At 69.6% G+C, this 23558-nt stretch carries 22 protein-coding genes; 10 read left to right on the top strand and 12 right to left on the bottom strand.

Going from position 1 to position 23558, the window contains the following annotated elements; genetic code table 11:
• Nucleotides 1-168 precede the first annotated feature (168 nt).
• The 4 genes from LCI23_RS02125 to LCI23_RS02110 form a co-directional block, all read right to left on the bottom strand.
• A complete protein-coding gene (locus LCI23_RS02125) occupies nucleotides 169-3006 on the bottom strand; it encodes an Hsp70 family protein (RefSeq protein WP_224943231.1) in 2838 nt (945 codons plus the stop codon).
• Nucleotides 3003-4871, bottom strand: coding sequence for an Hsp70 family protein (locus tag LCI23_RS02120; RefSeq protein WP_224943229.1), 1869 nt, complete (start codon nucleotides 4869-4871; stop codon nucleotides 3003-3005). The genes LCI23_RS02125 and LCI23_RS02120 overlap by 4 nt, the downstream gene beginning before the upstream one ends.
• The gene (locus LCI23_RS02115; RefSeq protein WP_224943226.1) at nucleotides 4868-5446 is read right to left on the bottom strand and encodes a DUF2760 domain-containing protein; all 579 of its coding nucleotides are present in this window, start codon (nucleotides 5444-5446) and stop codon (nucleotides 4868-4870) included. The genes LCI23_RS02120 and LCI23_RS02115 overlap by 4 nt, the downstream gene beginning before the upstream one ends.
• 144 nt (nucleotides 5447-5590) lie before the next feature.
• A complete protein-coding gene (locus LCI23_RS02110) occupies nucleotides 5591-7108 on the bottom strand; it encodes a BCCT family transporter (RefSeq protein ID WP_224943223.1) in 1518 nt (505 codons plus the stop codon).
• A 416-nt stretch (nucleotides 7109-7524) separates the two neighbouring features.
• On the opposite strand from LCI23_RS02110, the gene LCI23_RS02105 reads away from it, so the two are divergent.
• Nucleotides 7525-7689 carry a hypothetical protein gene (locus LCI23_RS02105; RefSeq protein WP_224943218.1) on the top strand — a complete coding sequence of 55 codons (165 nt, stop codon included), beginning with the start codon at nucleotides 7525-7527 and terminating at the stop codon, nucleotides 7687-7689.
• Between the two features lie 82 nt (nucleotides 7690-7771).
• Here the strand turns inward: LCI23_RS02105 and LCI23_RS02100 are convergent, their stop codons facing one another.
• From LCI23_RS02100 to LCI23_RS02090, 3 genes are all read right to left on the bottom strand, one after another.
• The gene (locus LCI23_RS02100) at nucleotides 7772-7912 is read right to left on the bottom strand and encodes a hypothetical protein (protein ID WP_224943215.1); all 141 of its coding nucleotides are present in this window, start codon (nucleotides 7910-7912) and stop codon (nucleotides 7772-7774) included.
• 75 nt (nucleotides 7913-7987) lie between these two features.
• Nucleotides 7988-8890, bottom strand: a complete 903-nt coding sequence (locus LCI23_RS02095; protein ID WP_224943212.1) for a DUF2145 domain-containing protein — start codon at nucleotides 8888-8890, stop codon at nucleotides 7988-7990.
• Nucleotides 8890-9363, bottom strand: coding sequence for a hypothetical protein (locus tag LCI23_RS02090; RefSeq protein ID WP_224943203.1), 474 nt, complete (start codon nucleotides 9361-9363; stop codon nucleotides 8890-8892). Before LCI23_RS02090 ends, LCI23_RS02095 begins: the two co-directional genes overlap by 1 nt.
• Before the next feature lie 392 nt (nucleotides 9364-9755).
• Here LCI23_RS02090 and LCI23_RS02085 point away from each other — a divergent pair, with 392 nt between their 5' ends.
• Genes LCI23_RS02085 through LCI23_RS02060 form a run of 6 tightly spaced genes read left to right on the top strand, consistent with a single transcriptional unit; the run spans nucleotide 9756 to nucleotide 14894 of the window.
• Nucleotides 9756-10370, top strand: coding sequence for a c-type cytochrome (locus tag LCI23_RS02085; protein ID WP_224943200.1), 615 nt, complete (start codon nucleotides 9756-9758; stop codon nucleotides 10368-10370).
• A 13-nt stretch (nucleotides 10371-10383) separates the two neighbouring features.
• Nucleotides 10384-11697, top strand: coding sequence for a cytochrome c (locus tag LCI23_RS02080; protein WP_224943197.1), 1314 nt, complete (start codon nucleotides 10384-10386; stop codon nucleotides 11695-11697).
• Nucleotides 11698-11734: 37 nt separating this feature from the next.
• The gene (locus tag LCI23_RS02075; RefSeq protein WP_224943194.1) at nucleotides 11735-11908 is read left to right on the top strand and encodes a hypothetical protein; all 174 of its coding nucleotides are present in this window, start codon (nucleotides 11735-11737) and stop codon (nucleotides 11906-11908) included.
• Between the two features lies 1 nt (nucleotide 11909).
• Nucleotides 11910-12485 (top strand): cytochrome C oxidase subunit II, encoded by a 576-nt coding sequence (locus LCI23_RS02070; RefSeq protein ID WP_224943191.1) that lies wholly within the window; start codon nucleotides 11910-11912, stop codon nucleotides 12483-12485.
• Between the two features lie 13 nt (nucleotides 12486-12498).
• On the top strand, nucleotides 12499-14103 hold the full coding sequence (locus LCI23_RS02065; protein ID WP_224943436.1) for a cbb3-type cytochrome c oxidase subunit I: 1605 nt from the start codon (nucleotides 12499-12501) through the stop codon (nucleotides 14101-14103).
• Nucleotides 14100-14894, top strand: a complete 795-nt coding sequence (locus tag LCI23_RS02060; RefSeq protein ID WP_224943188.1) for a cytochrome c — start codon at nucleotides 14100-14102, stop codon at nucleotides 14892-14894. Before LCI23_RS02065 ends, LCI23_RS02060 begins: the two co-directional genes overlap by 4 nt.
• Before the next feature lie 30 nt (nucleotides 14895-14924).
• Here the strand turns inward: LCI23_RS02060 and LCI23_RS02055 are convergent, their stop codons facing one another.
• The 3 genes from LCI23_RS02055 to LCI23_RS02045 form a co-directional block, all read right to left on the bottom strand.
• On the bottom strand, nucleotides 14925-15086 hold the full coding sequence (locus LCI23_RS02055; protein ID WP_224943185.1) for a hypothetical protein: 162 nt from the start codon (nucleotides 15084-15086) through the stop codon (nucleotides 14925-14927).
• An 87-nt stretch (nucleotides 15087-15173) separates the two neighbouring features.
• Complete coding sequence (locus LCI23_RS02050; protein ID WP_224943182.1) at nucleotides 15174-15620, bottom strand: DUF86 domain-containing protein; 447 nt, start codon at nucleotides 15618-15620, stop codon at nucleotides 15174-15176.
• A gap of 36 nt (nucleotides 15621-15656) precedes the next feature.
• Nucleotides 15657-16895, bottom strand: a complete 1239-nt coding sequence (locus tag LCI23_RS02045; protein ID WP_224943179.1) for a putative Na+/H+ antiporter — start codon at nucleotides 16893-16895, stop codon at nucleotides 15657-15659.
• 230 nt (nucleotides 16896-17125) lie between these two features.
• On the opposite strand from LCI23_RS02045, the gene imuA reads away from it, so the two are divergent.
• Nucleotides 17126-17860 (top strand): translesion DNA synthesis-associated protein ImuA, encoded by a 735-nt coding sequence (imuA, locus tag LCI23_RS02040; protein WP_224943176.1) that lies wholly within the window; start codon nucleotides 17126-17128, stop codon nucleotides 17858-17860.
• Entirely contained in the window at nucleotides 17790-19361 is a 1572-nt protein-coding gene (locus LCI23_RS02035; RefSeq protein ID WP_224943174.1) for a DNA polymerase Y family protein, read from the top strand. The genes imuA and LCI23_RS02035 overlap by 71 nt, the downstream gene beginning before the upstream one ends.
• Before the next feature lie 33 nt (nucleotides 19362-19394).
• Here the strand turns inward: LCI23_RS02035 and arfB are convergent, their stop codons facing one another.
• A complete protein-coding gene (gene arfB, locus LCI23_RS02030) occupies nucleotides 19395-19790 on the bottom strand; it encodes an alternative ribosome rescue aminoacyl-tRNA hydrolase ArfB (RefSeq protein WP_224943172.1) in 396 nt (131 codons plus the stop codon).
• 163 nt (nucleotides 19791-19953) lie between these two features.
• Here arfB and LCI23_RS02025 point away from each other — a divergent pair, with 163 nt between their 5' ends.
• Nucleotides 19954-22338 carry a bifunctional diguanylate cyclase/phosphodiesterase gene (locus tag LCI23_RS02025; protein WP_224943170.1) on the top strand — a complete coding sequence of 795 codons (2385 nt, stop codon included), beginning with the start codon at nucleotides 19954-19956 and terminating at the stop codon, nucleotides 22336-22338.
• Here the strand turns inward: LCI23_RS02025 and LCI23_RS02020 are convergent.
• Complete coding sequence (locus tag LCI23_RS02020; RefSeq protein ID WP_224943168.1) at nucleotides 22335-23453, bottom strand: metallophosphoesterase; 1119 nt, start codon at nucleotides 23451-23453, stop codon at nucleotides 22335-22337. The two genes, LCI23_RS02025 and LCI23_RS02020, sit on opposite strands and share 4 nt — an antisense overlap.
• Nucleotides 23454-23558: the final 105 nt, after the last annotated feature.

Raw genomic sequence — 23558 nt, 5'->3', positions numbered from 1 at the left:
GTTGCGGGGTTTGCCTGGGTTGCGGTGCGCGGCGTCCTGTGCGCTTTGCCGCGTTCGAACGAGGATTTCGTGTTTTGCTGAATCGAACCTGCCCGCAGGGTGGGCGGCGATGCCGGCGGAAGGCGCACCGCCGCACACCGGGTGCCGCCCGCGCGTTGGGCCGGCGCGTCAGCGCAGCAGCTTGAGTCCCGGCGGCAGCGCGTCGCCCAGCATGCGCGTCTCGACCGCCTGGTCGAGTTCGACCACCTCGCGCACCATGGCGGACCAGCTTGGCGGCGCGCCGCTGGCGGACAGGCGCCGCAGTACCTCGTCGCGCACCGGCTGGCCGATGTCGCGCGAGCGGTCGCCGGTCATGCGCGCGATGTGGGCGGCGGCGAAACCGGCCGGCTCGATCTTCTTCCAGTCGAGCTGGAACAGCTGCCCCAGCCAGGCCTCGGCCGAGGCGGCGGGCGCCACTTCGTGCGCGGCGCCATGGAAGGACTGGCGCGCGCCCACCCGCCCCAGGGCCCACAGGTAGCGCGCATGGCGTGCGGCGGCGCGCGCGTCGATCCGGGCGCCGGCCGGCATGGCCAGGATCTGCTGCACCAGCCAGTCGCCGATCTCGGCCTTGTAGGCGGAAGGAATGCGTTCCAGCGAGGCGCCCATGCGCAGCATGTCGTCCTCGCTGCCGTCCACCAGCGTGACCGGGCGGCGCCCGCGCTCCGCGGCGTCGGCCTGCAGGTTGAAGGCGAAGTCGTCGAGCAGGCGCAGCTGCGCCTCGGTGGACAGGCCGCCGGCCACGCGCCGCCACAGCGTCCACCATTCGGCGCGCGCCTGGCCGTCCTTGTGGTACTGGAGGCCGGTGTCGAACAGCGCCCATAGCTGCTCGATGCGCCATTCGTCGAGCGCATGGCCGAAGCCGGGACGCAGGCAGTAGCCGGCCAGGTTCAGCCACACGCGCTCGTGTTCGGCCGACCTGCGGCGCCCCTTGGCGCGCGCCAGCAGGGCATCGAACAGGCCGCGCAGCAGCGGCGTGGTCCAGCGCTCGCGCGCGCCCAGCAGGTGTTCCAGCGTGGCGCGCAGCTGGCGCACCTCGCGCGGCTCGACCTGCTGCGAACGGCTGCCGAAGATGCGCTCGATGCGCGCGATCGCGTCAAGCAGCTCGGGCGGCAGCGCGTCTTCTCCGGGGCCGGCTTCCTCTTCCCCGCGCAGCTGGAATTCGAGACGCCAGCGCTGGCCGGCATCCGCACCGCCGTCCTGCTCCGCGACGCAGAACACGTCCAGCGTGCCCACTTCCGACAGGACGGTCGCCAGCTGCACCGGTATCTCGCTGCTGCCCTTGCCATCGCGGCTGCGCAGGACGGTCGCGATGGCCGGCAGGCGCACGACGTCCGCGGCCGGCAGCGCCAGCAGTTCGCCCGGCTGCGGCAGCCTGCCGCCCGGGTCGGCGGTGGAGGAGACCAGGTGGAAGCGCACCGGCCGCCCGATCCGCAGGGCGAAGCTGCGCTCGGCCAGGCGGACTTCCTCGCCGGCCGGGGCGCCGCGCGGCAGCAGGCAGACCGCGCGCAGCGTCTCGCCCGTGGCCTGCGCATCGAGCAGCAGGTAGTAGTTGCGCGCCGAGCCGCTTTCGATGGCCGGGGCCTGGCCGGCGCGCGCCAGCGAATAGGCGACGCCGCCGCGCGCCACGGCCACGTCCGGGTCCTCGTTGTGCAGCACCCGCACCGGCGCGCCGCGCCAGCTTGACAGCACTCCGGCCAGGCGCTCCGCCAGCGCCGCGCCGCGGAACACGCCGCCGTTGAGCAGCAGGGCATCGGGCACCGGCAGCCTGCCATCGTCGGCGTCCTCGTCCAGGCCCAGCGCCGCGCGCGCGGCCGCCGCATGCTGGCGCAGGAAGGCGGCCAGGTGGCGCGTGATGGCCGGGTCGCTGGCGTAGGGCAGGCCCAAGCCGACCAGGCCGGCGCGGGCGCGCTGCGGTCCTTCCTGCGCCTGGTTCGGCGGCAGGAAGCCGTCCAGCACGATGCGCTGCACGTCCTCGCGCGTGATGGTGGCCGAACGGCTGGCGCCGACCAGGCGCGCGCCGCTGCCGAGCAGGGTGACGCTCACCTGTTCCGGCGCGTCCGGCGCCAGCAGCTGTTCCTTTGCCGCGCGGCAGCGCTCCGTCAGCTGCGCCAGGCGGCCGGCCGACAACCGTTCGCCCGCATTGCCTCCCGCCAGGCGCGACTCGGCCAGGTGGGCCAGCGCCAGGTCCATGTTGTCGCCGCCCAGGATCAGGTGGTTGCCGACCCCGATCCGGGTGAGCCTGGGCTCGCCGTCCGGCGCCAGCGCCACCTTCACCAGGCTGAAGTCGGTGGTGCCGCCGCCGACGTCGGCCACCAGTACCAGGCGCGTATCAAGCAGGTCGGCGGCCAGGCTGGCGCGGTGGCGGTACAGCCAGTCGTACAGGGCCGCCTGCGGTTCTTCCAGCAGGCGCAGCGCCGGCAGGCCGGCCATGCGCGCCGCTTCCAGGGTGAGCGCGCGCGCTCCTTCGTCGAAGGAGGCCGGTACGGTCAGGACGATCTGCTGGCGCTCCAGCGGCGCCGCGGGAAAGCGCAGGTTCCAGGCTGCGCGCAGGTGCGCCAGGTAGCTGGCGCTGGCCGCCACCGGCGAGACTTTCGGGATGCCCGGATCGTCGGCGCCCCAGGGCAGGATGGGCGCCACGCGGTCCACGCCCGCATGCGAGAGCCAGCTCTTGGCGCTGGCCACCAGCCGGCCCGGGGTCTGGGCGCCGAGCACGCGCGCCAGGCGCCCGACGGCGACCCGTTCGACGCCGGCCGGGTCGCTTGCCACCCAGGGCAGCTGGAGTTCGCCGGGCGCGAGTTCCTCCGGCGCCGGGTGGTAGCGCATCGAGGGCAGCAGGGCGCTGGCGCCGACTTCGCCCGGCGCCACCAGCTGTTCCACCACCAGCAGGTCGACCCGGGCCGCACCCGGCGCGGCATAGGCCAGCACCGTATTGGTGGTGCCCAGGTCGATGCTGACGAAGTAGTTCACTGCTGGCGGACGTCGAACTCGATCTTCCAGCGCTGGCCTGCGCGCGACACCGCCACCAGTTCCAGCGTGCCGGCATCGGTAGCCAGCGCATGCAGTTTCACCTGCACCACGTCGCCCGCCGCGCGGCCATCGGCCGGCAGGGTGCCCTGGATCGCGTTCATCTCCTGCAGTTCGTCCGGGCCCCAGAAGTCGAGCACCTCGCCGATGCGGTCCTGGCGGCGGGTGGTGGAGCCGAAGAAGCGGAAGGTGACCGGCTCGCCCACCACCAGGCCGAATTCCTGGCCCGGCAGTTCGAGTTCCGTGCCTTCTTCCATGCCGAACGGCGCCACGCACAGCGCTTCGATCGGCGGCTCCATGCCGGGGATGGCCGGCATCGAGGATTCCACGCCCACGTAGTAGGAACGGGCGGTGCCGCCGCGGATGCGCACGCCGCCGCCGCGCCGCGCATAGCTGAAGTAGGCGGCGCCGCGCGCCACGGCCAGGTCGAGGTCGGCCCCTTCCAGCATGCGCGCGGGCTGCGCGCCTTCCATGTAGAGCCAGTCGTTGATGGTGTCCATCACGCGCTGGGCCAGGATGCCGGACTTGAACACGCCGCCGTTGAACAGCACCGCGCTCGGGTGCAGGAAGGTCGGTCCGCCGTCGCGGTGTTCGGCGCTTGCAGCTCCACCGGTGCCGGCGAAGCCTTCGAGCTCGGCGGTCGCGCCCGTCTGGCGCGCCAGGAAGGCGGCCAGGTGTTTGGTGATGGCGGCATCCTGCGCGTACGGCAGGCCGACCTGGGTCAGGCCGGCGCGGGTGCGGGTCGCCGGACGCGCGGAGGCTTCCACGCGTGGGAAGAAGCCGTCGGTAATGAAGGCCGTGACTTCGTCGCGCGTCAGTTCGGTGCGGATCGAGCCGCCGATGAGTTTCGAGCCGCGGCTCGGCACCACGATCGGCCACACGGTCGCCTCGGGATCGGCCAGCAGGTGCTCCTTGGCGCTGCGGCAGCCGTAGGTGAGGGCGCGCATCTGCCAGGAGTCTAACTGGGTGCCGTTCGCCTGGAGTTTTCGCGCCACGAAGTGGGCCAGGGCCAGGTCCATGTTGTCGCCGCCCAGCAGGATATGGTCGCCCACGGCCACGCGGTGCGGCTCCAGGGTGCCGTCGCGTTCGAGGATGGCGATCAGCGAGAAGTCGCTGGTGCCGCCGCCCACGTCCACCACCAGCACGATGTCGCCGGCCTTGACCTGCTTGCGCCAGCTGCCCTTGCTTCCCTGGATCCAGCTGTACAGGGCGGCCTGCGGCTCTTCCAGCAGGGTGGGGTGGATGCCGGCGTTGCGCGCCGCTTCCGCGGTGAGTTCGCGCGCGCCCGGGTCGAACGAGGCCGGGATGGTGACCGTGACCTGCTGCTGCTCGAACGGCGCTTCCGGATGGGCCGCGTCCCATGCCTGGCGCAGGTGCGCCAGGTAGCGGGTGGAGGCTTCCAGGGGCGAGATGCGCGTGACTTCTTCCGGCGCGTCGTGCGGCAGGATGGCGGCGCGCCGGTCCACGCTCGGGTGGCTCAGCCAGCTTTTGGCCGAGGACACCAGGCGGATGGGCGTCGTGGCGCCGCGGCTGCGCGCCATGTCACCGGCGATGAAACCTTCCCCCCCTGGGCTCCAGGGCAGCGCGGTCTCTCCCGGCGCCAGTTCGTCCGGGTGCGGCAGGTAGAGGAAGGACGGCAGCAGCGGCAGCGCCTCGACCGTGCCCGGGCCGCTCAGCTGCGGTACCGGCAGCACGCCGTCGACGGTCTTTTCGCCATCGCTGGCCTGCAGGTCGACATAGGACAGGGCGCTGTGGGTGGTGCCGAGGTCGATGCCGATCGCGTAGCGCGGATTCGCTTGCTCGCTCACAGTTCTACCTCCGCCGGCGCCAGCACGCGCGCATCGTGTTGTTCAGCGAGCTGCGGCAGCTGCACTTTGGTGGCGCGCCAGCCGCGGTGCGACAGGGTGCCCTTGAACGGGGCCTGTCCGACCACGTTGCCGGTCAGGCGCACGCTGGCGGCGTCGAAACCTTCTTCCAGCGTGAGACGTGCTCCTTCCGCTTCGCTGCGCACCGGCTCGATGCTGAAGTGCTCGCGCAGCACGCGCGCGCAGCCTTCGTGCACGACGCGGGCGGCGGCGCCGATGTCGGCGTCGGAATAGGCGGCAAGGTTTTCCTGGGTGAAGTCGATCAGGCGTGCTTCGCGCTGGAACAGGCTCAGCAGCTGCAGGGCCGATTCGGTGCTCGGGGCGCGCAGGGGCGCCGGGGCTGGTGTCGGAGCCGCGGCCGGAGCGACGGTGGGTGCGGGTGCAGGGGCGGCGACGGGACCGATGCCGTCATCGCGCACGCGCGCGGCGAACTCGGCATCGCCGAGCGATTTGAAGAAGGCGCCGAAGGCGATCGACAGCCGGCTGAAGAAGCCCGGCAATTGGCTTGGAGTGTTCATTCTTGATGTTCTGTAGGGTAAGGGAGGGCGCGCTGTCGGACAGCGCCGGGCCATGCTCCGGAAAACGCGCATGATACCAGTTCGGCCACGGGCGGGGCACGCGCCGGCCCGGTCCGGGCCGGTGGCCGGGCCACCACCCCCAGGCTAGCGCGCCGCCATGTCGCGCATCTGGCGCCGCAGCGCCCGTTCGCGGCGCTGCTCTTCGCGCCAGTCTTCGCCCAGGGCGCGCCACAGCGCGATCACCATCAGCACGATCACCACGGCGAAGGGCAGGGCGAACAGGATGGTGGCGGTCTGCACGGCGTCGATGCCGCCCGCCAGCAGCAGGCTGATGGCGATGCCGGCGATCAGGGTGCCCCAGATGATCTTGGTGCGGGCGTTCGGGTTCGGGTCGCCGCCCTGGCTCATCATGCCGAGCACCAGCACGGCCGAGTCGCCCGAGGTCACGAAGAACACCACCACCAGCAGGGTGGCGACCACCGACATGAGCTGGCCGAAGGGCATGGCGTCGAACATCGCGAACAGGGCCGTGGCCAGGTCGGCCTTGACCGCCTCGGCCAGCGGCACGTGCTGCCAGATCTCCAGGTAGAGCGCGGTGCCGCCGAAGATCGAGAACCAGACGAAGGCCGCCAGCGAGGGCGCCAGCACGGTGCCGAGGATGAATTCGCGGATCGTGCGCCCGCGCGAGACGCGCGCGATGAACAGGCCGACGAAGGGCGACCACGCGATCCACCAGGCCCAGTAGAAGATGGTCCAGTTGCCGACCCAGCTGCTGTCGCGGAAGGGCGTGGAGCGCAGGCTCATGCGCACGAACTCGCTGGCGTAGCTGCCCAGGGTATTCGTGAAGGTGTCGATGATCGCCACCGTCGGGCCGAGCAGGAACACGGCCAGCGCCAGCAGGGCCGCCACGATCATGTTGGCGTTCGACAGCAGCTTGACGCCCCGTTCGACGCCGCTGACGGCCGAACCGATGAACATGGCGGCGGTCACGACGATGATGGTGACCTGGGCCGCGGGGCTGATCCCGATGCCGAATACGGCGTTCAGCCCGCTGTTGATCTGCAGGGCGCCCACGCCGAGCGAAGCGGCCACGCCGAAGGCGGTGGCCACGATCGCCAGGCCGTTGAACAGGCCGGACATGGCGCGCACCGGGCGCCAGGGCAGGGAAGCGGTGACGGTGCTGATCAGGGGGCTGCCGGCGCGGCGGTACTGGAAGAAGGCGATCGCCAGCGCCACCACGCTGTACACGGCCCAGGGATGGAAGCCCCAGTGGAAGAACACGTAGCGCATGGCGGCGTTGGCCGCTTCCGGGGTGCCGGCCGTGATGCCGGGCGGCGCCGTCACGTAGTGCGACACCGGTTCGGCCACGCCCCAGAACACCAGGCCGATGCCCATGCCGGCGGCAAACAGCATGGCGAACCAGCTGCCCACGGTGAATTCCGGTTCCTCGTCCTCGTCGCCGAGCTTGAGGTTGCCGTAGCGGCCAAAGGCGACGAAGGCGGCGAACAGCACCAGGCCCAGCACCACCCACAGGTAGAACCAGCCGAAGTTGCGGGTGAGTGCGGCCAGCATGGTGCTGAACACGGAGGCCATGCTGTCGGGGGCAAGAATGCCCCATAGCACGACCAGAAAAATAAGGCCCGCAGAGCAGATCAGTTGCATGGATTCTCCTTGTTGCCGCTTGCGGGGGAAGCCGGTCGGCAGGCCGGATCGTCGCCACAGGCGGGACAGGCCGGCCCCGGATTCGGGCGCGCAACGCCGCCCGGCCCGCAGGACCTGCCTGGTACTTTGGTGGATCGCCTGCGTCACAGGCTTCAGTATGGGGCAGCCGCTGCGCGATCGTCGCACCGCTTTCGTGGCCCCTGCTGGCAAGAGGATAGTCGGCTGGCCGTGGCCAGCGGGCCACAGTGTAACACATCATGCATTTGCACAAATGTATGAGCAGAAAGCCATGCCATTCTGGCTGCGCTTTGCTGAATGACGATCATCACGGATCGCAATTTTCTTTCTATCTGCGGCGGGCGCATACTGGTCCTATTCAAGAGTCCTCTTCAAGAACGCTTTCAGGAACCAAGACCATGTCCACTCTTCTCGCATTCATCCGCAGCCTGTTCCTCGTGCCGGCGCCTGCCCCTGCCCGCAGTAGCGGGACCGACCTGCGCACCCTGTACCGGCTGAGCCGCGGACGCGATTCCGTCTCGCCCGCCGTGTTGCGCAGGCTGGCCGAAGCCGCGCGCAAATAAGCGGCAAGCCCGCCCCGTCCGTCTCATCGAGCCCTGCCGCGAGCAGGGTTTTTTCCTGGATGTGCGGGATCCATTGAACGGCTCAGGAGACCGGGCCGATCATGCCTGCATAGATGATGCGCGCCACGATGGCAAGCAGGAACAGCCACACGGCCCAGCGCAGGATGCGGTTGCGCCTGGCGAGGAGTTCGCCGAACACGTTCAGGATCAATTCAGCAAGCATCCGGCTACCTCTGCATGGTTGGAAGTGGTGCCATTGTACGCGCAGCGGGCACCTTACCGCCTGGGGGCGGCAGCCTTACTCGAGCGCGATCACCTCGTCGCCCGGGGCGGCTTCGCAGGCCGCGCCCAGCGGCTCCCAGCCGCGGCGCACGACGATGTGTTCGCGCGTATGGCACAGCTCGACGCGGCGCGCCTGCGGCGCCCGGCCGCGCACGAAGGCTTCGATCGCGGCCGGTACGCTCACGTGCAGGGCCAGCGCGCCGGTGTCCGCGCCCGGGTGGTCGTCCAGGTGTACCAGCGGCACGAAGCGGCCGGCGAACATCAGCCAGTGCGAGGGCACCCGCACCGGCCCGGCGACATAGCCCTGCTCGCGCAGCCAGGCCTGGGCCGTTTCACGCGGCGCGTCGCCGCCCTCGAGCCGGCCCCAGGCAGTGGCAAGCAGTTCCGCCAGCCACTGGTTGCAGTTCTGGTAGCGGGTGCCATAGGCATAGGCATTCGCGCTGTAGCTCCCGCCCAGCAGCGCCAGCGCCAGTCGCTTGTCGAGCGCGGCCTGTTCCAGCAGGACGCTGTCCTCATCCGCCGGGAACAGCAGCGAGACATGGCCACGCGCGGGCGTGTCGGCCGCCAGCGCAAAGCCGGCGATGCCCTGGTCGAACAGGCGCGGACGTCCCTCGTCGCAAGCATAGTAGAGCTGGCGCACGGCCCAGGGACCGCCCGGATTGTCGCGCAGGGCGACCCCGGCGTGCGAATACAGCAGGCCGAAGCGGCTCAGGTCGAGACCGGCGCGGGCGACGAGGGCGACGCGCGCACCGGAGCGTTCCAGTTCGTTCTTGACGGCGCCGGCGAAGCGCAGTACCCGGTCCTGGTCGGCGGCGCCGATCTCGTTCGCACGTTCGCAAAAGGCCGGCAGTCCGGCCGAGGCGCCGGCGCTGGCGCACAGCAGGACCAGGGACAACAGCGGCGCGGGCCGGCGTGGCATCAGATGGTGACTTTGCGCGAGGCCAGGTCGCGGTACCAGTCGTCCTGCAGCGCCAGGAAAAAGGCACGCCTGGTATCGGCGTGGGCGAATTCGAAGCCGTAGGCGCGCTCGTTGACGCGCACCAGTTCGCCCTTGCCCAGGCCGCGTTCGGCCAGCGCGCGGTTGGGCACGTCGAGGGTGAACTCGCGCGCGGCGCCGATGGCGTCGGTAGCCACGGCGCGCAGGGTCAGGCGGGTGGTGTCCGCCTTGGCCGGGGCCTGGGCCAGGTCGATCACGCGGTAGTCGCCGGCGGCCACCTTGCGCTCGCCGCCGGAGCTGTTGCTGGAGGCGCCGATCGAATCGGATACGCTGCCGGACGAGGCCGAACCGGCGCTGGAGGCGGACGAGGCAGAGCTGGTGGCGTGGACAGGTGCGGCGCAGGCGGCGGTGAAGGCGGCCAGGCAGAGCGCGCGCAACAGAATGCTTGAGGTCATGGATGTCTTTCGGGATCGTCGGGGTGGCGCAAGGGCGAATGACGCTATGGTACAAGTCCGCCGAACCGCTGAGAAGGCGCCAGTGGCAGGAATTCTGTAAGTTCTTGTAATGCCGCCCTGGCCCGCAGTCCGGCCCGTTCGTTCAATATCTTGCTTTCAAGCCTGCCTTTCCTTCCCGGCGAAAACCGGGCGGGACAAAAGTGCGACACCTCATGCGCTGCTCATGCTACGGTTGTACGCACATGTCGTGGCTGCCGTCGCAAATGTCGAGCGTGGAGGGTAACTTGAAGCCTCTGGGAATTGTCTTCGCACTTTTCTTGCTGCTGGGTGGACTGGCGCCCCTGGCCCGGGCGCAATCCCCGGGTGGAAGCGCCGATCGGGTGCCGGACACCATGGAAGCGCGCGTGGCCGCCTGCGTCGGCTGCCACGGCCTTGCCGGACGCGGGGTCGAGAACGTGTATTTCCCGCGCCTGGCCGGCAAGCCTGCGGGCTACCTCTACAACCAGCTGGTCGCCTTCCGCGACGGCCGGCGCAAGTACGTGCCGATGAACTACCTGCTGGCCTACCTGCCCGACAGCTACCTCTACAAGATGGCGGAATACTTCGCCGCCCAGAACCCGCCGCCGCTGGTGGTGGCCGGCCCGGCGCCGGACGCGCAGCTGGTGCGCGAGGGCCAGCGGATCGTGACGGGCGGCGTGCCGGCGCGCCGCATCCCGGCCTGCGCCACCTGCCACGGCGGCGACCTGGCGGGACGCGAGCCCGGCATCCCGGGCCTGCTGGGCCTGCGCGCGGACTACGTCAGCGCGCAACTGGGCGCCTGGCGCTATGGCGTACGCACCGCGCTGGCGCCGGACTGCATGCAGGTGATCGCGTCCAGCCTCACCGAGCCGGAAGTGGCCGCCGTCGCCGCTTACCTGAGTTCCCTGCCCGTGACCAATGCCAGGCCCGCGAAAGGCGGTCCGGTGGCGCTGCCCATGCCCTGCGGCAGCCAGGCCCAGCCGAAGTGAGAGGCACGCATCCATGAGCACATCTGCCATCTTCAAGCGGCCGGCACTGTGGGCAGTCGCCGCGATCCTGGTGGGCGCGGTACTGGCCTTCACGCTCGGCCGCGGGTTCCGCCCGCCGGAATTGCTGGGCGCTGGCGCCCGCTCGGGCAGCGCCGCGTCGCAGGAAGTGATCGCGCGCGGCAAGTACCTGGCGCAGGCGGGCGACTGCATCGCCTGCCATACGGTTCCCGGCGGGAAGATCTTCTCGGGCAACCGGGGCATGCCGACGCCCTTCGGCACCCTGTATGCGCCGAACATCACGCCGGACCCGGAAACCGGTATCGGCGCCTGGACGGCCGAGGACTTCTTCCGGATGATGCGGACCGGGAAGTCGCGCAATGGCGAGCTCCTGTACCCTGCCATGCCGTTCGCGAGCTACACCAAGGTGACGCGCGCCGACAGCGATGCGATCTACGCCTACCTGCGCTCGGTGCCGCCGGTGCGCCTGAAGTCGCGCGAACACGATCTGCGCTTCCCCTACAACAACCGCTCGCTGCTGATCGGCTGGCGCACGCTGTACTTCCAGGAGGGCGAATACGTGCCCGACCGCGGCAAGTCCGCCGAATGGAACCGCGGCGCCTACCTGGTGCAAGGCCTGGGCCATTGCGCGATGTGCCATACGCCGATCAATGCGCTCGGTGGCTCGTCCGAGGAGGAGGCGTTCCGCGGCGGTTTGATCCCCATGCAGAACTGGTATGCGCCTTCGCTGACCTCGAACAAGGAGGCTGGCCTGGGCAACTGGGAAATCCAGGACATCGTCGACCTGCTGCAAAAGGGCGTGTCGAACCGCGGCACCGTGTACGGGCCGATGGCCGAGGTGACCTTCAACAGCCTGCAGTTCATGAGCGACGAGGACGTGCGGGCCATGGCCGTCTATTTGAAAAGCCTGCCGGCCGACCAGCCGGTCAATGCCGATCCGGCCCTGGCGCCGGCCCGTGCCGACATGAGCCAGCAGCATTCCCAGGGGCGCCGCATCTACGAGGCCAAGTGCGCGAGCTGCCATGGCGAGGCCGGACGCGGCATGCTGCCGCACTATCCGCCGCTGGCCAGCAATCAGTCGATCACCATGACCTCGGCCGTGAACCCGATCCGGATGGTGCTCAACGGCGGCTATCCGCCGGGTACCCGGCGCAATCCGATGCCCTACGGGATGCCGCCGTTCTTCCACGAGATGTCGGACGAGGAGATCGCGGCGGTGGTGACCTATATCCGTACCGCCTGGGGCAACCGCGGCGCGCCGGTGACGGCGCGCGAGGTGAGCAACCTGCGGGCGGCAACGGTGGAATGAGCCCTGGCGGCCGGGCAGTATCGAACAAGGAGATCCCATGATCCTGGAACCGATGGACAGCGATGGCAGCGCCGACCAGCAGCGCGTGGATGCCATCGTGGCGCAGGGACCGCGCGGCGCCTTTGCCGTGGCCGGGCTGGCGGTGGCGATCGTGATGGCGATCTGGCTGGCGTTCTATGTGCTGGTCTACCTGGCGCGCGGAGGGAACTGAGATGGCCAATCCCGCGCCGGGCCTGCCGCACGCCGACAACGACGCCGTCGCCCACGCCGCCGAGGCACGCTGGGCCTGGCTGGTGGGAGCGATCATCGCTTTCCTGGTCGGGATGCTCGTCTACATGAGCGTGCACTGGGCCGCCATGCCGCCGGTACGCACCGAGACCATCGATCCCGGCACCCTGCACCTGTCGGGCGAATTCGTGGAAGCCAACCTGGGCTCGGTCATGGAGAGCGATGGCAGCGTCACCGTGCGCGTGCTGGCCAACCAGTATTCGTTCACGCCCTCGTGCGTGCTGGTGCCGGCCGATACGCCAGTACGCATCCGTGGCACCGCGGCCGACGTGGTGCACGGCTTTTCGATCGCCCAGGGCAACGTGAATGTCATGCTGATCCCGGGCTATATCTCGAACTTCAGCACGCGCTTCGAGAAACCGGGGGAGCATGTGTTTCCGTGCCACGAATACTGCGGAGTCGGACACGCTGCGATGTGGGCGCGCGTAAAGATTGTCGACAAGGCAGAATTCATGCGCCAGGCGCGCGGCGGAAGGAGGGCGAGCTGTGTACAGCAATGATTCCAGGCGGCTGGTGCTGGCCCATTTCTGGGTCGCCTTCGCCGCTTTCTTCGTCGCCCTCGTGTTGGGCGAGTGGCAGATGTACATCCGCAGTCCGCTGCGCGACTGGATCGGCAACCCCGAGCTGTACTACCGCGCCGTCACCGCGCACGGTTCGGCGATGGGCTATGTGTTCCCGACCCTGGTGGCGATGGGCTTCGGCTATGCCATTGTCGAGCTCTCGCTGAAGCAGGCGCTGGTCGGGCGGCGCTGGGCCTGGGCCGGTTTCATCCTGGTCGTGGTCGGCACGGTAACGGCGATGGTGCCGGTCTCGATGGGCCTGGCCACCGTGCTGTACACCTTCTATCCGCCGTTGGTGGGCAACGCCTTCTACTACATCGGTGTGGTGCTGGTGGTGGTGGGCTCCTGGATCTGGGTGGCGCTGATGTCGGTCAACCTGCGGATCTGGAAAGCCGCCAATCCGGGTGCCACGGTGCCGCTGCCGATGTTCGCCAACCTGGCCGGGGCCTACCTGTGGGCCTGGACTTCGCTCGGGGCCGCCATCGAGATCCTGTTCATGATCCTGCCGGTGGCGCTCGGCTTCAAGTCCACCATCGATGCCGGCCTGGCGCGCGTGTTCTTCTCCTGGACCCTGCACGCGATCGTCTACTTCTGGCTGATGCCGGCCTATATCGCCTTCTACACCCTGGTGCCGCGCGCGATCGGCGGGCGCCTCTACAGCGACAAGATGGCGCGCATCTCCTTCGTGCTGTTCCTGGTGTTCTCGATGCCGATCGGCGTGCACCACCTGTTCCAGGACCCGCAGGTCGGTTCGGGGGTAAAGTTCCTGCATGCCGTCTTTACCGGCATGGTGTCGGTACCGACCCTGCTGACCATTTTCACGATCACTGCTTCGGTCGAGATCGCCGGGCGCTTGCGCGGCGGCACCGGCGCCTTCGGCTGGGTCAGGCGGCTGCCCTGGAAGAACCCGATGATGCTGGCGGTGGCGTTCTCATTCATCCTGCTTGGCTTCGGTGGCGCGGGTGGCCTGATCAACATGAGCTACCAGCTCGACTTTGCCGTCCACAACACGCAATGGATCACTGGCCACTTCCACCTGATCTTCGGCGGCGCCATCGTGATCATGTATTTTGCCCTCGCCTATGACCTGTGGCCGCACCTGACCGGCAAGGCGCTGGTGGCCGGGCGCATGATGCGCGCCCAGTTGTGGCTATGGTTCGTCGGTATGATCGTGCTGACCTTCCCCTGGCACCTTACCGGCATCCTCGGCATGCCGCGCCGGATGGCGTATTTCGACTACAGCCATCCCGAGATCGCGCCCCAGGCGATCACGGTGATCATCACCTTCTTCGGCGGCCTGCTGCTGGTGCTGTCTGGCCTGCTGTTCCTGCTGGTGCTGCTGCGCGGCCACCGCAGCGAAGCCATCGTGCTGCCGGAATTCCGCTTCAGCCAGCCGGTGCAGGCGGGCGGGCGCCTGCCGGCCGCACTGAACGGCTATGCGCTGTGGCTGGCGCTGATGATCGGGCTATCGGTGGTGAACTATGGCTACCCGATCAGCCAGTTGATGGCGCTGAAGCAAACCTCGGTGCCGGCGGTGCCAGTGGGAGCACAGCCATGAACATGGAAAAGACCTTTTCGTTCCGCAACCGCTGGTTCACCTGGAGCGTGGCGATCCTGGTGGCGATCGCGTTTGCGGCGGCACTGGTGGGCTTCGTCTGGGTGCCGCGGGCCCATGCGCGCGCCACCATGGAAAGCCTGTGGGAAGCGATCTGCAGCGCCGCCGGCGCCCCGGCACCCTACCAGGGTGCGGCGCTGCCGGAGGATGCGCGCCAGTATCCCAGCAGGGTCATCGTGAACGCGACCATGATGGGCGGCGCGCAAGGCGCATCGGTGGGAAAGGGCGCGAGCCTGGCGATGGCCTGCACCATGTGCCATGGCGCGCGTGGTACCAGCCCGGCCGGCACGCCGCACCTGGCGGGACAGCCCGCCTCGGCCACGTACAAGCAGCTGCGCGACTTCGCTTCCGGCCACCGGCCGAGCGCCATCATGCAGCCACTGGTCAGAGAGCTGAGCGACCAGGACATGCGCGACCTGGCCGCCTACTATGCCTCGCTCGAGCGCGAGCGCATCGCCGCGGTAGCGCCAGTGGCGGAACAGACGCCGCGCCTGGTGCGCAATGGCGATCCGATGCGCTCGATCGGGGCCTGCGCATCCTGCCACAGCCCGCATGCACTGCGCCCGGCCACGCCGGTGCTGGAAGGGCTGTCGGAAACCTATCTGCACGACCAGCTGAAGGCGTTTCGCGACGGCCGGCGCCGCAACGACATCAATCGCCAGATGCGCAACGCCGCGCACGGCCTGAGCGACGCGGAGATCGTGGAACTCAGCCGCTACTATGCGGCGCGCTGAGGCGGCAGCGCACGCCGGCGCCCCTTCCGCTCAGCGCAGCAGGAGATACACGGCGCCGTAGGCCAGCACGGCAGTCAGGACGACCAGGCAAATGCCCAGCAGGGGATAGAAGGCACAACGCGGCTTGCGTGGCGGGGGTAGCGTTCGGCGCTTGACGCCATGCCTTGCAGATGTTGCTCGGATGGTATTCATGATGCCCACCGTGTCGATCCCAGTTATGGATCACATTACGGTGAGGCCTGGAACTTTCAAGCGCCGGCATCAAACTGAAACGAATATTTACAAATTCGCGTTTGGGGTGTTGATCCGGTCCCCCGTGACGAGGGCCTGGGCATACAGGGTGAAATCGTCCAGTCCGCGCTTGAGGATGGTTACCAGGGCCGGTAGCGGCGCCTGCTGGTAGTCCCATTCGGCGCGGCAGAATTCGCCGGTACGCTTGAGGTCTTCGGCCAGGGTGGGTGCGATCCAGCCATGCTCGGCCAGCAGGCTGATGACTTCGCGCTCGTCCTGCGGCAGGCCGAGACGGGCGTTGCCGATCACGTAGTCGCCCATCTCGATCGCCGCTTCCCAGGCGCGGATCACGTTCAGGGTAGCGGCGTCCTGGCGCGTGAGGTCGCTGGAAAACGTGGTCGGATCCTTCTCGTACTCCTCGCGCGCGCGCCGGCAGCAGCGCGCGATGGTGCCACTCTTGTGCACCAGGATGTCATCCGTCATCGCCTCGTCCATCGCATCCTCCATTTGCCCGCACCCGCCGCGGGTGGATCACACCAGGAACAGCGCCGCCGCCACGCAGGTCGGCCCCAACGCCCCCAGGAACAGCCCGCCCATGCCGATCGAGCCGTCCTCGAAACCTTCGCGCAGCAGGGCGGCGCCGGCCGGATTCGGTGCGTTGGCGATGACGGTCAGCCCGCCGCCGCCGACCGCGCCGGCCACCAGCATGTACTTGGCATGGTCGGACAGCCCCTCGATCAGCGAACCAAGGTAGGTCAAGGCCGCATTATCGGTGATTGCCGTCAGGGCCAGCGCGCCGAAGAACAGCGCGGTCGGCTCCAGGCTCGACACCAGCGGCTGCAGCCACCACTGCTGCATGCCGCCCAGCACCACCAGCCCGGCCAGGAAGAAGCCGACCAGCAGGCCTTCCTTCAGGATCAGCGGCGACTGGTGCTTCGGATAGGCCTGGGTATACCCGAGGAAGAACAGGAACAGGCCGATGAACAGCACCGGATGGTGGGCCGCCAGCACCACCCCGGCCAGGAGCAGCAGGTGGACGGCGGACACGATGCGGGGCATGCGCACGTCCTGCACCATATTGCCGGGAGCGAGGTGGCGGCGCAGCAGCAGGGTGACCACGGTGGCATTGCACAGCACCGCCAGCGCGGCGCGCCAGCCGAAGGTGGAGGCCATGAAGGCGCTGTCCCAGCCCCAGGTGCCGGCCACCATCAGCACCGGCGGCGCGGCATAGGAGGTGAGGGTGCCGCCGATCGAGACGTTGACGAACAGGACGCCGAGCGCGCCGTACTTGAGCCATTCGGGCACGCCGGGGCGGAACACCTGCGGCGCCAGCATCAGGGCGGCCAGGGTCATCGCGGCCGGTTCGGTGATCAGGGAGCCGGCGAGCGGCACCAGGGCCAGGCCGAGCCAGCACAGGGCGACCTCGGTGCGCACCGGCGCCAGCCGCGCGATCAGGGCCAGCAGGTCGCGCACGGCGTCGAGCACCGGCTGCGAGGCCGCGATCACCATCACCACGAACACGAACAGGGGCTCGGTGTACTGGCGCGATTCGGCATAGGCGACGGCCTCGCTGCCGCCGGCCAGCAGGGCCATGGCCAGGATCAGCACGAAGGCCCAGAAGCCGAACACGACTTCGACCTCGCCCAGCAGGTGGAACAGCCCTGCATGGCGCGGATGGCGCCGCGCGAGCGTATGGAACAGCTTGGTGGAGAAAGTATGGACGAGGGCGATCGCGAACAGGATGGCGCCGGTGAGCTGGAGCGTCGTCACAGGCGGACTCCGTGGCGTGCGGGAGACAGGTTGTGCATTGGCTGGATAAAAATTGAAGAGCCAGCATTATTCCACGATTTGCCAGCGCGGCCCGCATGCTTCTGCATTGCGGCAGCTTTAGCTTCTGTCAATACCAGTGCCCTGACTGGTATGTCCAGAATGAATACATCTTGCCAAATCACGGCCCAGCGAGTACTGTATGTTTATACAGTATTTGTTTGCCAACTCCCATGAACCTCTCATCCAACGCGGGGGCCTGCGCCCCTGTTGCGCCGGAGGCCCTGCACCCTTCGCTATGGCGCGCTTCGCAGCTGGCGCGCGCCGGCACGCGCTGCGTCGATACCGGCCATGCGCCGCTCTCGTCCCAGCTGCCGGGCGGCGGCTGGCCGGTCGGCAGCCTGGTCGAGCTCCTGCAGCAGCAGCCCGGCATCGGCGAGATGCGCCTGCTGCGTCCGGCGCTGCAAGCCTGCGCCGCGCGCCGCATCGTCCTGCTGCAGCCACCCCATCCGCCCCAGGCCCTGGCGCTGGCCGCGCTGGGACTGCCGCCTTCGCAGCTGCTGTGGCTGCGCACCGAACGTGGCGCCGACGCGCTGTGGGCGGCCGAGCAGGTGCTGCGCAGCGGCAGCTGCGGCGCACTGCTGTTCTGGGCCTGCCATGCGCGCGGCGAAAGCCTGCGCCGCCTGCACCTGGCGGCCCAGGGCGGCGAAACCCTGTTCTTCATGCTGCGTCCGCTGGCCGCGGCGCAAGACGCCTCGCCGGCCCCGCTGCGCCTGGCGCTGCGCCCGGCGGCGGGCGGTTTGCACATCGATTTCCTCAAGCGCCGCGGCCCGCGGCGCGAGGCGCCCCTGTTCCTGCCGCTTGGCCTGCCCCTTACTTCTTCTCTCTTGCAACGACATGCGTTTGTGGATCGGCCTGCACCTGCCCCAGCTGGCACTCGACGTCTTCAGCCCCAGCTGGCTCAGTGACGCGTCCGGCGGGGAACGCACCGCCCCCGGCAGCGTCGTGCTGGAGCAGGAGCGCGTGCTGGCGATGTCGCCGGCGGCGCGCGCCGCCGGGATCCGTCCCGGCATGCGGCGTGGCGGCGTGCTGATGCTGATGCCCGGGGCGCGCCTGCACGAGCGCAGCCCGGCGCGTGAAGCCGAGGCGCTCGATGCGGTCGCGCTGGCGATGCTGCAATTCACGCCCCAGGTCGCGCAGCAGGAAGAAGCGACGCTACTACTCGACATTGGCGCCAGCCTGCGCCTGTTCGGCGGCATCCGCGCCCTGTGCGCACGGGTGCGCGCCAGCCTGCGCACGCTCGGCTTCAGCGCCGCCATCAGCTGCGCGCCGACGGCGCGCGGCGCCTGGCTGCTGGCGCGCGCCGGCTCACCAGGCTGGTCCCATGATGGGGCGCAGGGCGGACGGAGCGGCCGTCCCCGCCGCTCCCTGCGCGCGCTGCGCATGGCCTCGCTCGAGCGCCACCTGGCGCGCCTGCCGGTGGCGCTGTTGCCGCCGGCGCGGCCGTATCTGGCCTGGTTCGAAGGCATCGGCTGCGAGCGCCTGGGCGAACTGCGGCGCCTGCCGCGCCCGGGCCTGCAGCGGCGTTGCGGGCGCGCGCTGCTCGACATGCTCGACGCCGCCCACGGCCTGCAGCCCGAACTGTTCGACTGGGTGGTCGCGCCCGACAGTTTCCGCGCCCGGCTGGAACTGTTCGACCGCATCGAGCAGGCCGAGCTGCTGCTGGCCGGCGCCCACCACCTGGTGCTGCAGCTGACCGGCTGGCTGTGCGCGCGCCAGCTGGCGGTGGAGCGCATCACGCTGCTGATGGAGCACGAGCGCGGACGGGTGGCGATGGCGCCGACCGCGCTCGAGATTGCCCTGGCCGAGCCCGGCTGGCGCGACGAGCACCTGGTGCGCCTCCTGAAGGAAAGGCTGGCGCGCCAGGCCTTGCCGGCGCCGGTGATCGGGCTCGGCCTGGAAGCGCGGCAGCTGCGGCCGATGGCGCCGCCGACCGCCTCGCTGTTCCCCGAGCCCGGCGGCAGCGAGGAAGACCGCATGCGCATGCTCGAGCTGCTGGTGGCGCGGCTGGGGCCGGAAAACGTGCTGCAGGCCCTGCCGCAGGCCGACTACCGGCCCGAGGTCGCCAACGAATGGGTGCCGGTGCAGGAACTGCGCGCGGCAGGGCAGGGCGCGCGCAGCCAGGCCCGCCTGCCGCCGGACCTGGCCAGCCTGCCGCGTCCGAGCTGGCTGCTGGCCAAGCCGATCGCGCTGCTGATGCGCAACCACCGGCCCTTCTATGGTTCGCCGCTGCGGGTGGCCTCCACGCCCGAGCGCATCGAAGCCGGCTGGTGGAGCGAGACCCAGACCCGCGACTACTTCATCGCCGAAGGGCAGGACCACGCGCTGTACTGGATCTACCGCGAACGCATCGTCGGCGCTGGCGAGGACGCCGAGCCGCGCTGGTACCTGCACGGCCTGTTCGGCTGAGCCGGTGGCGCGGCCGTCCTGGTTCGGTCGGCCTTAGTCGAGGACCTTGCCGCGCAGGGCCTTGACCCGCCCGCTGCGGGCCTTGCCATCCAGCCGGCGCAGCTGCGAGCCGCGCGTGGGGCGGGTCGGGCGGCGCGCCAGCGGCACCGTGGCGGCCTGGTCGACCAGCGCCTGCAGGCGCTGCAGGGCGTCCAGCCGGTTCTGTTCCAGGCTGCGCGAGCCCTGGGCCTTGAGCACGATCACGCCTTCGCGCGTGATGCGGGCGTCGCGCAGCGCCAGCAGGCGTTCCTTGACCGCCGCCGGCAGCGAGGAAGCGGCCACGTCGAAGCGCGCGTGCACCGCGCACGACACCTTGTTGACGTTCTGCCCGCCCGGACCCTGCGCCCGGATCGCGCTGAACTCGACTTCTCCCGGATCGATGACCACCATTGCCGCTCCCCTGCCTGGCCAGGCGGCCAGGACTGCATTGTAAGCCTCTGCGGCGCACGCCGGCCAGGCAGGCGTGCGTCCCGGTACTGGCCGCTGCGCTATCATGCTGCGTATTTACGCGCTCGCGGCGTTCTGCAAGCGGCCGGGCGCCGCGGGAGAAATCTTGAACCTGTCACCCATGCCTCTTGCCGTGCTGGTCGTCGATGCCGCCGGCATCGTGACGAGCTGGAACAAGGCTTGCGAGAAGCTGGCTGGCTATGGCGCGGCCGAGATCCAGGGCATGCCCCTGCTGCGCATCGTCGAGTTCGCCGACCCGCCGGATCCGCTGCCCCAGCTGGCGGCACGCGCCGAGGCCGAGAGCGACGCCGTGCTGAAATGCGCCGACGGCCGGCGCCTGCCGGTGCGCGTGATGGTGGCGCCGCGCGCGCTCGACCCCGGTCCGGCCAGCAGCTTCAGCGTCATCGTCATTCCCCGGCCCGGCCAGTTTCCGGCGCGCTACGCCCTGATCCAGGACTTGCCGGTGGCCGACATCGTCGAGGCCCTGCCTTGCGTGTTCTACGTGATCGACCCGAGCGGCCACCTGCTGCTGTGGAACCGCCTGCTCGAAGAAGCGCTCGAGATGCCGGCTGACGAACTGCCAACCGCTAACGTCCAGGGCTTCTTCGACGCGCGCGACCATGAGGTGGTGGTCGACAACATCCGGCGCGCATTCGAGCACGGCTATTCCACCCACGAGGCCGAGCTGGTCGGCAGGCAGGGCAGGCGCACCAGCCTGCTGTTCCAGTGCGCCCGCACCAGCCTGGGCAACGTGCCGGTCGTGTTCGGCACCGGGCTCGACATCAGCATGCGCAAGCAGGCCGAGCATGGCTTGCGGGTGCGCGAGCGCGCCATCTATTCAAGCCTGAACGCCATCGTCATCACCCGCTGCGAGGAGCACGAGCACCGCATCGAATACGTCAACCCGGCCTTCGAACGCATTACCGGCTACACGCTGGCCGAGATCAAGGGGCGCGACCCGCGCTTCATGCGGCTTGACGGCTGCGACGAGGACGAACGCCAGCGCATCCGCATGGCGCTCAAGCGCAAGGAAAGCGTGCGCGCCGTGCTGCGCAACCTGCGCAAGAACGGCGAGATCTTCTGGAACGACCTGCGCATCGACCCGGTGGTCAACCTGGACGGCGAGATCAGCCACTTCGTCGGGGTCATCAGCGACATCACCGAGGCGCGCCACTACGAGCGCCGGCTGCACCACCTGGCCCACCACGACCCGCTCACCGGCCTGGCCAACCGCACCCTGCTGCAGGAGCGGCTGCGCCAGGCGCTGGAAGGCGCGGCGCTGAAGGGGACGATGGTGGCGCTGGCCTTCCTCGACCTCGACAATTTCAAGCACATCAACGACCATTTCGGCCACGACGCCGGCGACGCCGTGCTGCGCGAAGTGGCCCAGCGCCTGCGCGCCGGGATGCGCGAGGACGACCTGGTGGCGCGCATGGGCGGTGACGAGTTCGTGCTGCTGCTCTGCGATCCGGCCAGCCGTGCCCAGCTGGCCGACCTGGTCGAGCGCATCCGCCTGGCCGTGATGGCGCCGCTGCGGGTCGATGGGCAGGAAATCCTGCCCGGCGCCAGCATCGGCGTCGCCCTGTTTCCCGACGATGGCGACAGTCCCGAGCAGATGATGCGCGCGGCCGACGCCGCCATGTACCACGCCAAGACCATTGGCAAGAACAATGTCCAGTTCCATTCCGCCGAGCTGAACCAGATCGTGCACGCGTACCTGATGCTCGAGGCCAATCTCGGACGCGCGATCCGCGAGCGCGAGCTGGTACTCGACTACCAGCCCAAGGTCGACCTGCGCAGCGGCCGGGTGGTGGGCGCCGAAGCCCTGGTGCGCTGGCGCCATCCGGTCGAGGGCATCATCCCGCCCGACCGCTTCATCCCGGTGGCCGAGGAGACCGGCCTGATCGTGCCGCTGGGCGAATGGGTGATCGAGGAGACCTGCATGGCGCTCAAGTCGATGGCGGCACACGGCCTGGACGACTTCGTCATCGCCATCAACCTGTCCGCCCGCCAGCTACGTCAGCGCCAGTTCGCCGAGCGCCTCGGCCAGACCCTGCGCCGCCACGGGGTCGACCCGCGCCGGCTGGAGCTCGAGGTCACCGAAAGCCAGCTCATGGACCAGCCCAACGAAGCGCGCGACGCGCTGGCCCAGCTCAAGGCCCTGGGCGTGCGCCTGTCGATCGACGATTTCGGCACCGGCTACTCGAGCCTGAGCCACCTGCAGACGTTCCCGGTCGACTACATCAAGATCGACCGCTCCTTCCTGGGCGATGTCGGCCACGACGGCCACATGGTGATCACGCGCGCCATCATCGCCCTCGGCCACAACCTCAAGTTGCAGGTCATCGCCGAGGGGGTGGAAACACGCGAGCAGCTGGCCTTCCTGCGTGCCCACGACTGCGACCAGATGCAGGGCTACTATTTCAGCCCCGCGCTGTCGCGCGACGCGCTGCAGGACCTGCTGGCGCGTGATGCCCGCCTGCCGGACTAAAGCGCCGCCGGCGCCGCCCGTAGCGTCAGCCTGAGGATCTCGCCCGGCCGCCACAGGCGCATGCGTGGCCCCCAGCTGCCGGCGCCGCGCGTGACGTACAGCCGCATGCCGCCCACCTCGTAGGCGCCGGCATAGCGGGCGAAGCGCTGCTGTACCGCATAGCCGAAAGGCCAGATCTGGCCGCCGTGCGTGTGCCCGGACAGCATCAGGCCGACCCCGCGCTCCCGCGCCGCGTCGATGAGCGCGGGAGCGGGGATGTGCGCCAACAGGATCGTCGCGCCCGGGCTGGCCGTGGAAAGCGTGCGCGCCAGTCCCTCGGTGTAGCCGCCGCCGCTGCGCATGCGGCGGCCGACGTCTTCGATCCCGGCCAGCGTCAGGCCCGGGGCCAGCTCCACCCGGCGGTCGCGCAGCCAGCGTACGCCGCCCGCCTCGAACTCGCGCACGGTGGTCTCGGCCTCGCCATAGAATTCGTGGTTGCCGGTCACCGCCCACACGCCGAGCGGCGCGCGCAGGCCGCGCAGGGCCGGCGCGAGCCAGGGCGCGCCGACCGGGTCGTCCTCGACCTGGTCGCCCAGCAGCAGTACCGCGGCCGGTTCCAGCGCGTTGATCTGCGCCACGCGCGCGGCCAGCCATGCGGAGCGGCGCTGGGCGCCGAGGTGGATGTCGCTCACGGCCGCGATCACGGTGCCGTCCAGCGCCTGCGGCAGCCCGCGCAGGTGCACTTCATGCTCGACGATCACCGGCGCGCGCATGCCCTGGAACAGGGCGAAGACCGCCAGCAGCACGCCGCCGCCGGCGCCAAGCGTGCGCAGGGTCTGCGTATGGGCGCGCCACCAGAACCCGAAGCCGCCCGCCAGGTCCGCCGCCAGCAGGCCGAGCGACATGACGAAGCTGATGCCCAGCCAGGTCAAGGCGAACTGTCCGGGCCACCAGCGCCAGTCGAGCGCCGCGTCGCCGATGTGCACCCCGGCGATATACAGCAACCACACCAGCAGGGCGCCGGTCCACCAGGCGCGCCGCGATACGCGCGCGCGCACCGCCTCGAGCGAATGCAGGCGCGCGGCCAGGTACAGATGGAACAGGGTGCCAGCGATGTTCAGGACGACGGAAAACATGGATGCAGGAAAGAACGGAGGAGCCGTACCTTAACGCAAATCCGGCTGTCCCGTGCACACGCGGACCGCCCTGAGCTGGAATGGCCATGAAGCCTCATATTGCAA

Source organism: Massilia sp. MS-15, from assembly GCF_020176695.1.
Classification (GTDB): Bacteria; Pseudomonadota; Gammaproteobacteria; order Burkholderiales; family Burkholderiaceae_D; genus Telluria; species Telluria hydrophila.
This window is presented reverse-complemented; position numbering and strand designations above follow the sequence as displayed.

Bases quoted from the DNA above. Each gene is read 5' to 3' on its own strand.
- LCI23_RS02115 (WP_224943226.1), bottom strand. From the start codon at position 5,446: ATGAACACTCCAAGCCAATTGCCGGGCTTCTTCAGCCGGCTGTCGATC.
- LCI23_RS02110 (WP_224943223.1), bottom strand. From the start codon at position 7,108: ATGCAACTGATCTGCTCTGCGGGCCTTATTTTTCTGGTCGTGCTATGG.
- LCI23_RS02105 (WP_224943218.1), top strand. From the start codon at position 7,525: ATGTCCACTCTTCTCGCATTCATCCGCAGCCTGTTCCTCGTGCCGGCG.
- LCI23_RS02100 (WP_224943215.1), bottom strand. From the start codon at position 7,912: ATGCTTGCTGAATTGATCCTGAACGTGTTCGGCGAACTCCTCGCCAGG.
- LCI23_RS02095 (WP_224943212.1), bottom strand. From the start codon at position 8,890: ATGCCACGCCGGCCCGCGCCGCTGTTGTCCCTGGTCCTGCTGTGCGCC.
- LCI23_RS02090 (WP_224943203.1), bottom strand. From the start codon at position 9,363: ATGACCTCAAGCATTCTGTTGCGCGCGCTCTGCCTGGCCGCCTTCACC.
- LCI23_RS02085 (WP_224943200.1), top strand. From the start codon at position 9,756: ATGGAAGCGCGCGTGGCCGCCTGCGTCGGCTGCCACGGCCTTGCCGGA.
- LCI23_RS02080 (WP_224943197.1), top strand. From the start codon at position 10,384: ATGAGCACATCTGCCATCTTCAAGCGGCCGGCACTGTGGGCAGTCGCC.
- LCI23_RS02075 (WP_224943194.1), top strand. From the start codon at position 11,735: ATGATCCTGGAACCGATGGACAGCGATGGCAGCGCCGACCAGCAGCGC.
- LCI23_RS02070 (WP_224943191.1), top strand. From the start codon at position 11,910: ATGGCCAATCCCGCGCCGGGCCTGCCGCACGCCGACAACGACGCCGTC.
- LCI23_RS02060 (WP_224943188.1), top strand. From the start codon at position 14,100: ATGAACATGGAAAAGACCTTTTCGTTCCGCAACCGCTGGTTCACCTGG.
- LCI23_RS02055 (WP_224943185.1), bottom strand. From the start codon at position 15,086: ATGAATACCATCCGAGCAACATCTGCAAGGCATGGCGTCAAGCGCCGA.
- LCI23_RS02050 (WP_224943182.1), bottom strand. From the start codon at position 15,620: ATGGACGAGGCGATGACGGATGACATCCTGGTGCACAAGAGTGGCACC.
- imuA (WP_224943176.1), top strand. From the start codon at position 17,126: ATGAACCTCTCATCCAACGCGGGGGCCTGCGCCCCTGTTGCGCCGGAG.
- LCI23_RS02035 (WP_224943174.1), top strand. From the start codon at position 17,790: ATGCGTTTGTGGATCGGCCTGCACCTGCCCCAGCTGGCACTCGACGTC.
- arfB (WP_224943172.1), bottom strand. From the start codon at position 19,790: ATGGTGGTCATCGATCCGGGAGAAGTCGAGTTCAGCGCGATCCGGGCG.
- LCI23_RS02020 (WP_224943168.1), bottom strand. From the start codon at position 23,453: ATGTTTTCCGTCGTCCTGAACATCGCTGGCACCCTGTTCCATCTGTAC.